Genomic DNA, 16,437 nt, shown 5'->3' with positions numbered 1-16,437 from the left:
ACAAAAAAAACTAAATTATTATGAGTACAACTAATTCAACTGGTACTATAGTACCACCAGGAGTAAAAATTTCTTCAAATTTTATTTGCTTAAACAGCGAAATTGAATTTACAAGACCAAGACCTACAGAACCTTTACCTCCATTGGTTCAAGCTTTTTATGAAAATGGAACGTTAGAAGTAAGTGCTGTTGCTTTTATAGATGCATCAGAAAAAATTGAATCCATAATTGTGTATTATGATGATTCACAAGACGTGCCGAGATTTTATTTAACTTATAATGCGCCTGAAACAGAAGCCAGTAAATTTATTGCTTACCAGGTAAACTTCACAATTGAGTTCGCAAACCAACCGGAACTTATAGAGTCATTTGTTTGGGATGAAGATCCGAGAACATCAAGAGGAACGTATACAACAGTTCAATCTTAAAAGGTAATATTAAAAACTTATAAAAAACAGAGGCAATCCCTCTGTTTTTTTTTATTTTCAATGTATATTTGAAAAAAAAACATTGAAAACAATACCAATTAAAATACTATTTTTTTTAATTTTCTTTTTTTGTGTAAATGTTATTTTTTCACAACACACTTATTCTGCTTTGTTTGAAAAAAACATTAAAGCATCTTACAATAAATTTACTAGAGAAAAAAACTTTCAAAAAGCTCAATTGGCCTTTTTTAATAAGAAATGGGATTCTACTTTAGTATATTCCATGAAGCAATTAAGCACTAAAAATAAAATTTCAGAGTTAGATAATTACTGTTACTTTTTTAGAGGTATTAGTTTCAAAGAAAAAGGCATCTTTAATGAGGCAAAGAACTCTTTTAACAAAATTTCTAAAAGATTTAAATTTTACAAAACAGTAGAAAATTATTTAGGTCAAATTGCTTTAGAGCAAAATGAATTTAAAAAAGCAATTAGTTATTTTAAAGAATTTGAATATTTAGAAACTGCTAACTATTTTAATATTGATCAAGGAAAGGTAAATCATAATTTAGGAATATGCTATTTACATTTAGACGACTACACTAAAGCCGAATATTATTTATTAAAAAGTACTGAAATTCAGGAAAAAGAAAATGATACTTTAATGCTAATTGGCGCTTACGGTGATGTTGCTAATTTGTATTACAATCAGTTTAAAGATAATTTAGCCTTACCTTATTTTGAAAAAGCTTATCGTTTGTCAAAAAAAGTTAAGCGATATGATTTAAAAAAAATAGCGGCATTAAATTTAGCAGTAGTAGAAGAAAATAATAAAAATTTTGAAAAAGCTATTGAGTATAGAAAAGAAGCCGAAAAATGGAACGACTCTTTAACCGACCAAAATAAAATTTGGGCTGTAGCTGATGTAGAAAAAAAATTCGCTATCAAACAGAAACAAAAAGAAATTGAGGTATTAGAAATAAAAAATGAAATTCGTGAAACACAAAGAAATGGGCTATTTATAATTGCGCTTTTATTGTTAAGTATTTTTGGAATTGGAGTTTATTTTTACCGACAAAAAATCAAACGAAACAAAATCATTTTAGCTCAAAAGGAAAATTTAGATGAATTGAATGCTACAAAAGATAAACTTTTTTCAATTGTTAGTCACGATTTACGATCTTCTGTTAACGGATTGAAATCTAGTAATTCGAAACTAATGTTAAATCTAAAATCTAATAATTATGAGCAATTAGATGAATTAATCCATCAAAATGCAGTAGTTGCAAATAGTACGTATAATTTATTAGACAACCTTCTAAATTGGGCCAACCAACAAACCAATCAGATTTTTTTTCAAAAAGAATCGTTGCATTTGTTTTCCATACTTAAACAGGTAGAATACAATTACAAACCTTTAGTTGCTGAAAAAAATATTGAATTAAAAATAGAAATTGATAAAAATGCATTTGTTTTTATGGATTTAGATTCTTTAAAAATTGTATTGAGAAATCTTCTAGACAATTCCTTAAAATATACAAATGAAAAAGGTATGATTTCGATTTTTACTCAGAATAATACCACTGAAACTATTCAATTAATTATTGAAGATACAGGAATTGGAATGAGTGCTCAAGTAATTGTTGAATTACTACAAGAAAGCACAAAATTATCAAAGAAAAACAATAAAGAAATTGTAGGAACAGGTTTAGGGATGCAACTTTGCAAGTCGATGTTACAAAAAAACGGAGGAAAAATAAATATTCAAAGTCAAGAAGGAATGGGAACCACAATTATACTAACTTTACCAAAACAACCGACAAATGAATAAAATTAACATTCTTATTATTGAAGACACGAAATTTGAAAGTGACGCATTAACGGAAATTTTAACTGCGAATGAGTATAATATTGTAGGAATTGCCACCAGTTATACTGAAGCATTAACCTTATTTTATCAACATAAAATAGATGTTATTATTATTGATGTATTTTTAAACGGTCAACCAGAAGGCATTACTTTTGCCGAAACCATAACAATTACACCAAATATAGCCAAACCATTTGTATTTCTAACCAGCTCAAAAGATCGTCAGGTATTTGAAAGAGCCAAGCTTACCAAACCATTTAGCTTCCTATTAAAACCTTTTAATGAACTTGAAGTTTTATATGCTATTGAAATGGCTGTTGAAAAATTTTACGAGCAAACTAATGTGTATTTAAGTGAAGATGAAGATACTGTAATTGGTAACAATCATTTGTTCATAAAAAAGAAAAATGCCTTAAAAAAAGTAGCCATTGAAGACATCGTTTATATTGAAGTTGAAGAACGTTATTGCAATATCACTACAGTAAACGAAAAATATTTGGTAGCTTTATCTCTAACTAAAATTACAGAATTTTTAGATACTGACACTTTTGCTAAAACACATCGAAATTATATTGTGAATACGAATAAAATAACTGAAATAATTTTATCAGAAAATTTAATTATTCTTGAAGGTAATCACAAAGTAACGTTAAGCGACAAGTACAAAGACTTTATTCATAAATTTAAGATACTAAAATAAAATTATAAATTTTGCTGCATGGCCCATTTAAGCAAAATGTTTTTTTCTTTTGGCAACCCTAATTTCTCAATAATTTTACTTCGATGACCTTCTACGGTTTTTTCAGATAAAAATAAAACTTCTGCAATTTGTTTACTTGTTTTTTGTTGTGCTACAAGCTCTAAAATTTTTCTTTCAGAAAGAGATAAATCAGCCAGTTCACCAAAATTAGATTTTGTATTTACAATTAAATCCTCTTCTAAAAATTCACTTATATATTTATTGCCTTTGGTAACTTCTTGCAAACATTTTTCTAGTTCAGTTTGTGCGTGTTCTTTTAAAATATAACCATAAATACCGTATTCATTTGCTTTTTTAAAAATAGTCAATTCTTTATGCATGGTTAGCAGTATTACTTTTGTTTTTAGTTTTAATTCTTGTATTTTTTTGGCTACATCCAGTCCGTCTAAGCCTGGCATATTTATATCTAAAATTGCAATTTCTGGTCGATGTAAAGTAATAAGATTTAAGGCAGAAATTCCATTAGAACTTGTATCTTGTACGGTATAACCATAAGATTCCACAAAACTTTTTGTCCCTTGAAGCGTAAATGGATGATCGTCTGCAATAAGTATTTTCATTATTATTTCTTTATTTCTATATTTATAATGGTTCCATTTTTATCGGAATGAATTCTTGCCTCACCACCAATAGCTCTACTTCTCTCTATGATGTTATGTAAACCGAATGCATTTTTTCCATTCAATTTTTCTGCTACATTAAACCCTTTACCGTTATCTTTTATTTCAATAAATATAGTATTATTTTTTTCAAGAATTGTAATTTTTGCAGCAATTGCATTGGCATATTTGATAATATTTGATAACGCTTCCTGAATAATTCTGTACAATTGCAATTCATCAGAGTTTGATAAAGAATTTGCATATTCTACTTCAGCGGTTACCATAAAATCGTTAACAGATTGTGTTCTTTCCACTAATTGTTCCACACTTCCTTTTAATCCAATTTTATCAAACATAATTGGGTGTAAATTTCTACTTATGATGCGAATATCATCAATAATAGCATCAATTTTTGTATTGGTAATTTCTGTTTTTTGTTCAAAAGAATTTTTCAAACTTAATAATTCATGACTCACACTATCATGTAAATCACTAGCAATTCGTTTGCGTTCTTCTTCTGTTTTCTCTAATAATTGTTTGGTATATTGTTGGGCATTTTGTTTTTCTAACTTTAACTTTTTTTGTTTTTGACGAAATACATAAACCAAAACAATTAAAAACATCCCAATAAATAATGAAGCTAACAAAGCAATAGTTGTATTTTTATTTAAAATAACTGTTTTTTGAAGTTCAATTTGTTGCTCTTTTTTTTCAGTTTGATATTTTGTTTCCAATTCTGCAATTTTGACTCTTTCAACAACATTTCCAATACTGTCATCTATCACTTTTTTTTCTTTTTCATATTGTAAGGCACTTTTATAATCTTTATTTTCAATCGCATCCTTTTGTAAGACACCTAAAAACATATTCGCTTTTTCGTATTGTTGATTGGTTATCAATTGCGGAAGCGTATTTTTTATATCGCTAATATTTGAATATTTTGCTGTTTTTTTCAACTCGTATAAAGCTTGAGTAACAATATATTCTTTTGTTAAATCTTCAGAATTTATTTCGTCAACAACTTTTTTCAATTTATCAAGCATAATTTTAGCATCCTCCAACTTATTTTGATTGACTAAATTTTCGGCTTTAAAATTATAAATCTTCATTTTTAAAACCGCACTTTGGTCTTTGTCGTTAACAAAAGCTTGATATACTGAGTCTACCAAAACTTCTTTTCGGGTATCACCCAAATATTCATAAATTGAAATTTTATTGATTAACCCAATATAAACATTATATATATTATCAATCTTTTTATAGGATTCAATAGCTTTATCAGCATTTTCGATTGCTTTTTTCTTGTCACCAATAGCTGCATATATATTCGTATAATTAGAATATACAAAAGCTAAACCTTTAGGATTATTAATAGCATTAAAATATTCAAAAGCCTTTTGGTTAGCCTGTAAACTAAGGTTTTGTTTTCCAGTTATATAGTACACATAAGACAAGTCGTAATAGGCACGAGCAATATTATAACAGCTTGCATAATCGTTAGGTTCTAATACGGTAATTTTTTTAAAATAGGTTTCAACTTTTTTTAAATCATATTTATCGTAATAATAATTAGCAATAAAAGAATCTACAAAAGTGGTTTTTAATACAGGTAATTTCTCCCTATATTTTTTGTCAAACTCATATAAAGTAGCCATAAATTTGTCATTGAAGTCATATGAGTCCGCTAAATACATACACACAAAATCAAGAACCTCTGCTGCTTCTAGATATTTTTTTTTCTGTAGTAACTGGTTATAATACGGATAAAAAACCGTCATGTAATTTTTATCCTTCTTATAATTCTCTACTTTGTGTAACCAAGCTCTGGTAGCATCTTCTTTTGGAGCTATTCCTTCTTTAAAAGACAAATTAGTATCCTTTTCTTTATTGCAAGAAATAAAAATACTGAAAATAAGCAAGATAAATAATTGCTTTTTTACGAATGAAACCATATTGTTTTTTTTTACAAAAGTATTTAATTAAAATTCAAAAAAATAGCATTTTGTTTATTTCAGGGGTTTCCCCTTGTTTCAAAAGATTTTAAAAATTATTAATTTTGTAAAAAACAATGAAATTGAAAAGTAGAACAAAACAACTTATTTTACTATTTCTCTCAGGAATAATAGTTAGTATTGCAAATGCAAAATTGTGGATACTATTTTCATGTTTAGGTTTAATCCCATTATTTGTAATTCAGATTCGAAGTTCAAAAAGAGAAATAGCAATAAATGGTTTTACATTTGGATTTGGTGTTGGACTAGGGTTATTCCATTGGATGATTGAAGGTACAAATAATTACACTGGAAACAGCCAAGCATTTGGTTTGCTAATAACTTTAATAAGCACCTCATTCACGGGAATTTATTACGGCTTTTTAAGCTGGTTAACCTCATTTTTTTGGATTAAAAGTACCACTTCAAAATTTATTTATTTTATTAATAGATTAAGTATTGCCGCAGTATGGGCTCTAATAGAATTTATGATGTCTCACGCTCTTGAAGGATTTCCATTGCACAATATTAGATTAGGATTTTCTTTTGCTAGTAGTTTGTATCTCATACAATTAGCAAGTTTAGGAGGTTTACTTGTATTAAGCTTTTTAATGGTTTTAATTAATCTTTTTCTTGCTGAATTTTATATCACTAAAAACATAAAGTTTCTTTTTATTAGTGTCGTGTTACCTATAACCTTGTTAATATTCGGAGCAATAAATTATAATTTTTACAACCCTAAGAAAACAGAAAAATCTTTCAAAGTAGCCATTGTATCGGATAATACGAATCCTGAAATTAAGTGGGATTCTAAAAATGGAAATAATTTAGCCACTACCTATTTTGAACTTTGTAAAGAAGCTGCTTCCATGCATCCTGACTTCATAATTTGGCCAGAATCAGCATTGCCTTGGTCGTATTCTAAAGATGATGATTTATTAAATGAATTAATAAGTATTAGCAAAAAAAATGAAGCTATACATGTGATTGGAGTGAACCAGGAAAATAGTTTAACTCAAAAAACACACAATGCAGCTTTTTTCATTTCCAATACAAATAAAGTCGAAGGAATTTACCAAAAACAAATTTTATTAAAAGGTATTGAACAACCTATTGGTAATTTCATAGTCCCTTTTTTAAGTCAAGATGGATTTGTTTTGTCTGATGGAAAAAATCAAAAACCAATACCAACTAATTTCGGGAAAGTTGGAAATTTAATTTGTAATGAAGTTGTGAATGAAAAATGTAGTGCCGAACAAGTGAAAAATGGTGCAAACTTTTTTTTCAACCTTAGCAATGATGGCTGGTTTAAAGATACATATATTTCTGATTTACATTTTTATTATGCACGCTTACAAGCTGTAGAAAACAGAAAAGATATTTGTGTTTCCAACAATTGTGGAATTAACGGAATTATTAGTAGTGATGGCACCATAGTTTCTGAAAAGAAAGACAGTAAAGCTACTTGTATTTCAGGATACATTCAACCCAACAACAACTTTTCTTTTTTCACGAAATACTCTTACTTTTTTCCCTTACTTTTTTCTTTACTAATTTGTATAAATCTTTTTATCAATTATAAACAATTTAAAAATCAATTCTAATCAAAATCAATTTAACAATGAAAAAAATTTTACTTTTCACACTGTTTTTGGCTTACGCACTTGTTGCAAATGCCAGCACAAAAATGTCGGCCTACAGATGGCGTAACGATGATGGTAACGAAACAACAGCAACATGGAAAGCTGCTGTAAATACTCCAATTACACATTCGAGTTCAAATAAATTACGTTTAAGAGTAGCTATTGATGAAGTATCTTCAGGTTTTGTAGGCGCTACAGAAGCAAATGCTATCATTTCATATTCAGAAAACGGAGGCCCTTGGATTAATATTACCGCTTCAAGTTCGGCATTTGTTTTGGTTAGTTCTAGTTTCGTTACAGATGGAGTGAATACCACACAACAAATTGCAACTGGAAACTCCTCTAATTTCGTAGGTGGTTTATTTAAAAGTACGGAGGCTAATACCGGATTTTCAATTCCTACTGGAACTTCTAAATTTTGTGAACATGAATTTTGTATTCAACCGACAGCTGCTTATGTTTCTACCAATACTTATACTTTTAAGGCAGATGGAATTAATACTGGTAACACTAACGAATATCCAACCATTAATGCGATTCCTGCAGGAGCCTCATTAAGTTTTGATGGTAGTAATGATTTCGTGAAAGTAAACGATAATCCATTGTTAGATTTTGGATCAAACGATTTTACGGTAGAATATTGGGTATATAAAAAAAACGCAAACGTATATGGTGGAGTTAGTAAATGGAATACTAGATTATCTCCAACAACGAATGAGTGGGGTTTATTATTAAATGCAGATGGCGCAGGAAGCAATAGACCAAATTTTATTATAGAATCTGGTTCAACTTCTTATGATTGTCCTGGTTCAACCAATTTAAATTTAAATACTTGGTATCATCTTGCTGGTGTTAGACAAGGAACAAATTTAAAAATTTACGTTAACGGAATTTTAGAAAATACGGTGCCAATTGGTAACATTACGATTAATAATTCAGGAAGAGATTTGTTAATTGATAGGCTTTTATCAGGTTATTTTGGAGGCGCAATTTACGATGAAATTAGAATTTGGAACCGAGCATTAAGTGCTTGTGAAATTCAATATAATAAAGATGCAGAATTAGCAAACGGACAATCAGGATTAGTAGCTTACTTTAAATGTAATCAAGGAATTGCCAATTCAAACAATAGCGGAATAATCGATTTAATTGATGAAACACCAAATGGATTTGAAGGAGAAATTACAAACTTTCAATTAAATGGCTCAACCTCAAATTTTGTTTCACCTGGTAGTCCTGCAAGTGCAGTTTCTGGTACAATATACAATTTGTTGTCTGTTAACAGTACGCAAGATTTTTGCTATGCAGCAGAAGTTTCAGATTTAGTTGCAACAGGAACTGGTACCATAAATTGGTATAATGTTAGTACTGGCGGAACTCCTTTAAACGATACTCAAAACCTTACTTCTGGAACGTACTATGTTTCTCAAACTACAGGCACATGCGAATCAGAAAGAAAAGCGGTAACGGTAACTGTAACTATTTTGGCTGCTCCAACTGCCAATGCGAATCAAACTTATGAAGCGAATGCTACTGTAGCAAATTTAGCAGCAACCGGTTCTAACTTAAAATGGTATGTAGCAGCTAGTGGAGGTACAGAATTAACTCCTTCAACTCCATTATCTACTACTACATATTATGTTTCACAATCGAATAATGGATGTGAAAGTGAAAGAACAGCAGTGAACGTAACAGTTAATGGTGGTTCTTTACATTTTGATGACACTGATGATAGAGTTGTTTTAAATACTGCAATTAACAGTGTACTTGATCCTATAAATACTTTTTCAGTAGAATCTTGGGTGTACAATACAGCATTTAATAACGGTTTAGGAAATAATGTTGGAATGATAGTAGGAAATTATAATACCTCTGCTGTAGATATGCAATTTATGTTGCGTAGAGAAGGAACCAATTATCAATTTTGGGTTAATGATAGTAATACTACAGCATTTAAAGCTGTTACAGCCACTAACGTAGCAGTATTAAACCAGTGGCAACATGTTGCTGGAGTTTGGAATGGATCTGATTTAAAAATATATATTAATGGAAATTTAGTAGCCACTACAACTGGAGTTACTGGAGCAAGCTTTAAATCTCAATTAACTAATTCTATACAATTAGGTACTAATTTGTCTAACGAAAAATTTGTAGGTAATATCGATGAAGTTAGACTGTGGACAAAAGCTTTAACAGCTACAGAAATTATGAACAATATGAATTGCGAATTAAGTGCTTCAACAACAAATTTATTGGCTTATTACAAATTTAATCAAGGTGTTGCAAATGCAAATAATTCAGGAGTAAATACATTATCAGATAGTAGTGGAAATAATTATAATGGCGCTTTGAATAACTTTGCTTTAAACGGAACCATTTCTAACTGGTCTAATATCGCTGCGGTAACAACAGGAAACTCTTGTTCTCCAATATTATCAAATGCAGACTTTAATAAATTAAGCGTAAGTTTTTATCCAAACCCAACTTCAGATGTACTTCACATTAGTAATAACAAAGAGATTACAGAAGTTATGGTTTATAACTTATTAGGGCAAACCGTTTTAAACCAAAAACACAACGCAACAGAAGTAAGTATCAATTTAAGTACGCTACCAACAAATACATATCTAGTAAAAGTAGTATGTGGCGACGAAAGTGATACCATAAAAGTAATGAAAAAATAATTTTTTTATGTTTAGTAGTAAGAATGGACTAGCCTTTTGGTTGGTCCATTTTTTTATTGATTTAATTTAGGGGTTTCCCCTTGTTGGATTATAAAATAATTATAATGACTTTTGTAGATAATTTTAAAAATTAACCTATGAAACTTAAGTTAGCAATTTTTGTATCAACTAGCACTATTTTTTCAAAAGTTGTGCTAATGGTGACATTCTTAACTCTTTTAAATTCGACTAAAAGTTTTGCACAAGCGGGTGCGGCATTAAATTTTGATGGAGTTGATGATTTTGTACAAGTTAATGATAATTCTTTGTTAGACTTTGGATCAAATGATTTTACCGTAGAATATTGGGTATTTAAAAAAAACGCAAATGTATATGGTGGAGTTAGTAAATGGAATACTGGATTAACTCCAACATCGAATGAGTGGGGTTTATTATTAAACGCAGATGCAGTAGGAAGTAATAGACCCAATTTTATTTTAGAATCTGGTTCAACCTCATATGCTTGCCCCGCTTCAACCAATTTAAATTTAAATACTTGGTATCATCTTGCTGGTGTAAGACAAGGAACAAATTTAAAAATATACATCAACGGAATTTTAGAAAACACTGTTTCTATAGGTAATATATCGGTTAATAATGTAGGGAGAAACTTATTAATTGATAGATTATTAGCTGGGCATTTTGGTGGCGCAAATTATGATGAAGTAAGAATTTGGAATACTGCAAGAACGGTAAGTCAAATTAACATCAATAAAGACTGTGAATTACAGGGAAATGAATCAGGTTTAATAGCCTATTATAAATTCAATCAAGGAACTAATAATGCTAATAATTCAGCTGTAACTACTTTAGTTGATGCAACCGCAAATAATAATATAGGAAATTTAAATAATTTTGCTTTAAATGGCACATCCTCTAATTGGATCGCTGGTGGCGGTGTACTTGCTGGTAATAGTTGTAATACTATAACAAATAATGTTACTACAAACGGCGGTTCGGGTTTAGCATTGGCCTATCCAACATTAGCGGATGCCATAAACTCATTAAATTTTACTGCAATCACATCTCCAGTAATTATTACTTTAAACGGAAACGAAACTGCTCCAGCTGGTGGGTATCAAATTACAGCTCAAGGTTCTGCTGCAAATACCATTACCATTCAAGGAAATGCTAGTACAATTACTGCAAGTAGTAGTCATACTATAGGCTCAAGAACTGATGCTATTTTTAAATTAATTGGTGCCGATTATATCACTTTGCAAAATTTTACCATGCAAGAAAACCCAGCTAATACGGTAAATCCTGTAGCATCAAACAGCAGAACAGAGTTTGGCATTGGCCTATTTTATGCTTCCACAACTAATGGTTCACAAAATAACATCATACAAAATAATACTATTTCATTAAATAGATTGTATCCAAACTCATTTGGTATTTATAGTACTACCAGACATACCTTTACAAATGGAAATACAGTTGCTGATATTATAGCATTAAGTGGCTCTAATAGTAATAATAAATTTTATGGCAATATTATAAACAATGTAAATAATGGAATTACGTTAATAGGATCTAGAACGGCATCGTATATGGATGAAAACAATGAAATTGGCGGAAGCACACCTATTTTAGGAAATACAATTACAAATTGGGGAAGTAATTCAGTATCAGACGCCAGTTTAATCTCTAATTCTGTAAGCATACAAGGCATTTTATGCAACCATCAAAAAGGGTGTACGGTAGCAAATAATAGTTTGATAAGTGCCAATGGAATAAATACATCAGCATTAAGAGGAATTTACCAAACTTATACCATCACTTCACCAACAGGAATATTTACAAATACCATTACAAGCAATCAAATCAGTTTAAATGCTGTAGCTGCAACTACTTTTCAACATATTGCAGTTACAGTTGGAGCTTCAACAGCTACACTTAACATTACCAATAACACCATGTATAATAGTGTAGTTTCTGGTGTAGGTTCTTCAACAACAATGGATGGAGTTAATTATACTTGTTATGGAACTACTAACGTAAATAATAATGTTATAAAAAACTGGACATCGACAGCAACAACAGGTGGATTTACAGGATTCACAAACACTGCAGGCGTCTTTACAACGCTAAACATTAATAATAATAAAATTGGTGAAGATACCACAACAGCCATTACCTTTAGTGCCGCAACATCTGGTAATATTATAGGAATATCAAATAATTCGTCAAGTACTTCAGGAACAGTTAGCATTTCAAATAACGATTTTAGAGGTATTGTACAAAACAATATGGGTTTTGGCACACATACTTACATTCAAAATAGTGTAGCGGTTGCTAATCTTAACGTATCAGATAATACCTTCACCAATATTACTGCAAATACAATGGGTACAATTAACTTTATACTTCACAATTATAATATACCTGCAAATGGAACTCAAACTTTTAACAACAATAGTATTGTAACAGGTTTTAATAAACAGGGAAGTACTGGTAGCGTTATACTATTTAACTCTTCAGGTGCATCACCTAATGGAACTACAACGACTTATACCAATAATAATTTTTCAAATATAACCGTTTCTGGCAATTCAACTATTTCCGGAATAAGTAACAATAATGGAATAGTAACCTCTAGTCCAAATAAAATTGTTACTGGAAATATATTTAACAATTGGACAAGTGGTCCAGGAACAATAACAGGCATTTCAGTTAATCATTTTGGTGCTACTTCGACCATTTCAAATAATACTATTTCAAACTTTAGTAACCTATCTAGCATAAATGGATTATTACTGGGTAATAATTTTGGAGGAGGAAACCCACTGGAAATAAAGAACAATTCAATTACTAAATTAAGTTCTACGGGTTCAGGAAGCGTAGTAGCTATATCAACGGGAAATAATTCGCCAAGTATAACTATTTCAGAAAATACTATTTCAGAAATTAAAGGAGCTGGAACTTCAATAAAAGGAATGGCTATATCAGGGGGCTTAAACAGTACTATAAACAGAAATAAAATAACTAATCTGGAAGGATTAGATGTAAACAGTGTTGTTATAGGTATGGATTTATCAACTTATTCAAACACTTCATTAAATATAAAAAATAATTACATTGGGAACATTAGTAATCTTATTGCCAGTAATACAGGAAATGCAGTCACAGGGATAAATATAGGAAGTGCAACTGCTACAAGTAGTATTATCCTTCAACATAATACCGTTTATCTAAATGCCACCTCAACAGGTACGAATTTTAGCACATCGGCATTGTTTCACAATACAAATACTACAGCAACTTTTGGAGCATTAAATATTCAAAATAATATTTTTATAAATAATTCAGTTGCAAATGGTACGGGTACATCTGTTGCTTATAGAAGATCAACATCAAGTCTTGCTAATTATGTGTCTACATCAAATAATAATAATTTTATAGCTCCATTTATTTTTGCCGATGGCACCAATTTTGAGACTTCAATAGATGCTTTCAAAGCACGAGTTTCCCCAAGAGAAAACAACTCCATATCAGAAACTGTAAATTTTTTAAGTACCAACCCAGCAGATGCTACCTATTTACATATCAATCCAACAATTCCAACTGCTATAGAAAGTAGTGCGCTCCCAATTGCAAGTGTTACTACAGATTTTAATTCCGATATACGTCAAGGACAAATTGGTTATACGGGAACAGGAACAGCACCAGATATAGGTGCGGATGAATTTGATGGAATTGTTTGTGCTTTAAAACCTTCGGCAAATACCAAAATTACATATAATTTAAATGCTACGGCTGTTCCTCTTACTGCATCAGGAAGTAATTTACTTTGGTATACTTCAGAAACAGGCGGAACAGGAACAACTATTGCACCTACTCCTAGTACTTCAGTTGTAGGAACTACTTCGTATTGGGTTTCTCAAAATCCATTGGGATGTGAAAGTAATAGATTGAAAATTGAAGTAATTGTTGGAGAAATAGCTTCACATTTAAATTTTGATGGAAACAATGATTATGTTGAAATAGTAAAAAATTTCACCTCAAATTTCACCATAGAATTCTGGATGAGTACTACTCAAGTTGGCGCAAATGGCACACAGTGGTATCAAGGAAAATCAATAGTAGATAACGAAGTAGGTGGAGTAACATCAGATTTTGGAACTTCTATCATAAATAATAAATTAGCGTTTGGAGTGGGAGCACCAGATGTAACTATTTTTTCAACTTCAGATATAAATGATGGAAACTGGAAACATGTTGCTGTTTCTTGGGAACAAACTTCAGGCAATATGCAATTGTATATTAATGGTGTGTTGGAAAGTTCTGCTGTTGGTAGCACTTCTCCAAGAGTAGCATCAAACCTTATTAAGATAGGCACCTATTTTGGGCTATCCAACTTTTTTAATGGTAATTTAGATGAACTTAGAATTTGGAATACCGTAAGAACAATAGATGAAATTAACAACAATAAAAATTGCGAATTACAAGGTAATGAAAGTAATTTAATTGCTTATTACACTTTTAACCAAGGCTTTAAAGCTGCCAACAATACAGATATTACTACTTTAATTGATAAAACTTCAAATGCTTTAAATGGTACTTTATATAATTTTTCTTTAAATGGAAACGTATCAAATTGGTTATTAGGTTCACCTGTCATTAACGACGTTATGAAACCAACTGCACCGGTTGCAAATAATCAAACCTTTTGTAATGGTACAATTTCTAATTTAATACCTGCTCCAAGTACTAACATTAAATGGTACGCAACTGCTACCGGCGGCATGGCACTTCAACCAACTGACATCCTAACATCAGGTACTTATTATGTAGCTGCAATAAATACAAATGGATGTGAAAGTGATAGAACTCCCGTATTAATAACTTTAGGAGGAATTATTACTGAATGGACAGGAAGTAGTTGGACTAATGGATTACCAACTGCAGTTAATAAAGCTGTAATAAGTAGTAATTATTCGGGAGTTGGATTTACAGCTTGTACGTTAGATGTAACAGGTAGTGCAATTGTAACCATTCCATCTAATGAAACTATATTTATTGATGGTATGATTAATGTAGCTCCAACAGCAAGTGTAACTTTAAGCAATAATGCGAATTTAGTACAAAACCAAAACGTAACGAATGTTGGAAATATTACGTGTTTAAGAGATAGTTCACCCGTAATTCGGTTAGATTATGTAGCATGGAGTTCTCCTGTTTTAAATCAGAATTTATTGAATTTTTCTCCTGAAACTTTATCCAATCGTTTTTACAGATACGAACCTTCAGGTACAACTACTGCAACATCTTGGATTGCTATTGACCCAGCGACAAATAGTTTTTCACCAGCAATAGGAAATTTAATTAGAACCCCAAATACTTGGAGTCCAACAATATATTCTGCTTATTCAGGAAACTTTACAGGAATCCCAAATAATGGTAATTATGCTCCAGCTGTAACGTTAGGCTATAATTTATTAGGAAATCCATATCCGTCACCACTATCTGGAACTACTTTTATTGGAAACAATGCTGCTATAGGCGCTACAACATTATACTTTTGGACACACGTAATTCCAGCATCAGCAGGAACATACGCACAAAACAATTATGCAAGTTATACCACTGCTGGTGGAGTAGCCGCAGCAGCTGGTGGCGCACAACCAGATGGAACTATTCAAATAGGACAAGGTTTCTTTACCAATGTAGCAACAGCTGGAAATGCGAATTTTAATAACACACAACGTGTAACATCAAGTGCAGGACAATTTTTTAAAACGAATCAAAGTGAAGAAAGACACCGACTTTGGTTAGATTTAACTAGTCCGAACAACTTACACAATCAAATGATGTTAGCTTATATGACTAATGCTACAAATACGATTGATGCTTCAGATGGAAAATTATTCGGACATACAAGTAGTGTCATTTATAATGCTTTAGAAAATGACAAATATGTAATTCAAGGAAAAGCATTGCCGTTTTCAGATACCGATGTTGTTTCAGTAGGATTTATAGCAGCCAACGCTGGTGAATTTACCATTTCATTGAGTCAATTTGATGGATTATTTGTAAATCAAGACATTTATTTAAAAGATAATCTTCTAAATATAACGCACAATTTGAAAAATACAGCCTACACCTTTACATCTAATGAAGGTGAGTTTACTGATCGATTTAAAATTGTGTATGTACCTTCAATATTGAGTAATCCTACAAATGAATTTAATGAAAATTCGGTAATTGTGTACAAAAATAACAGTAGCCTTGAAATTAATTCTGGCAACAATTTACTTTCAGAAGTTCGCATATTTGACATACGAGGAAGACAAATTAGTTCAAAAACAAATCTTAGTGCCTCCTCAACTCGTTTTGACAACCTAAACATTCAACAAGAAATTGTATTAGTTGAGGTTATCGATTCAAACGGAAATAAAGTAACAAAGAAAATTATTTTCTAAA

The 16,437-nt window shown here is 30.7% G+C and carries 8 protein-coding genes; 6 read left to right on the top strand and 2 right to left on the bottom strand.

The window, feature by feature from the left end:
- Positions 1-20: 20 nt before the first annotated feature.
- From G4D72_RS06380 to G4D72_RS06370, 3 genes are all read left to right on the top strand, one after another.
- A complete protein-coding gene (locus tag G4D72_RS06380) occupies positions 21-428 on the top strand; it encodes a hypothetical protein (RefSeq protein ID WP_166076821.1) in 408 nt (135 codons plus the stop codon).
- Between the two features lie 82 nt (positions 429-510).
- Complete coding sequence (locus G4D72_RS06375; RefSeq protein ID WP_235922463.1) at positions 511-2,256, top strand: tetratricopeptide repeat-containing sensor histidine kinase; 1,746 nt, start codon at positions 511-513, stop codon at positions 2,254-2,256.
- Positions 2,249-2,995: a LytR/AlgR family response regulator transcription factor gene (locus G4D72_RS06370; protein ID WP_166076820.1), complete on the top strand. Its 747-nt coding sequence runs from the start codon at positions 2,249-2,251 to the stop codon at positions 2,993-2,995. The genes G4D72_RS06375 and G4D72_RS06370 overlap by 8 nt, the downstream gene beginning before the upstream one ends.
- A gap of 2 nt (positions 2,996-2,997) precedes the next feature.
- Here G4D72_RS06370 and G4D72_RS06365 read toward each other — a convergent pair whose 3' ends face one another.
- Complete coding sequence (locus G4D72_RS06365) at positions 2,998-3,615, bottom strand: response regulator transcription factor (protein ID WP_166076819.1); 618 nt, start codon at positions 3,613-3,615, stop codon at positions 2,998-3,000.
- Between the two features lie 2 nt (positions 3,616-3,617).
- Entirely contained in the window at positions 3,618-5,609 is a 1,992-nt protein-coding gene (locus tag G4D72_RS06360; RefSeq protein ID WP_166076818.1) for a tetratricopeptide repeat-containing sensor histidine kinase, read from the bottom strand.
- A gap of 116 nt (positions 5,610-5,725) precedes the next feature.
- On the opposite strand from G4D72_RS06360, the gene lnt reads away from it, so the two are divergent.
- The 3 genes from lnt (at position 5,726) to G4D72_RS06345 (ending at position 16,436) form a co-directional block, all read left to right on the top strand.
- Positions 5,726-7,252: an apolipoprotein N-acyltransferase gene (gene lnt / locus G4D72_RS06355; RefSeq protein ID WP_166076817.1), complete on the top strand. Its 1,527-nt coding sequence runs from the start codon at positions 5,726-5,728 to the stop codon at positions 7,250-7,252.
- A 17-nt stretch (positions 7,253-7,269) separates the two neighbouring features.
- The gene (locus G4D72_RS06350; protein WP_166076816.1) at positions 7,270-9,975 is read left to right on the top strand and encodes a LamG-like jellyroll fold domain-containing protein; all 2,706 of its coding nucleotides are present in this window, start codon (positions 7,270-7,272) and stop codon (positions 9,973-9,975) included.
- Positions 9,976-10,112: 137 nt separating this feature from the next.
- On the top strand, positions 10,113-16,436 hold the full coding sequence (locus G4D72_RS06345) for a LamG-like jellyroll fold domain-containing protein (protein WP_166076815.1): 6,324 nt from the start codon (positions 10,113-10,115) through the stop codon (positions 16,434-16,436).
- The last annotated feature ends 1 nt before the right edge of the window (position 16,437 follow it).

The sequence above is a fragment of the Flavobacterium difficile genome, assembly GCF_011392115.1.
Taxonomy (GTDB): domain Bacteria; phylum Bacteroidota; class Bacteroidia; order Flavobacteriales; family Flavobacteriaceae; genus Flavobacterium; species Flavobacterium difficile.
Note: the sequence above shows the minus strand (reverse complement) of the source record. Positions and strands in the feature narration are given on the sequence as shown.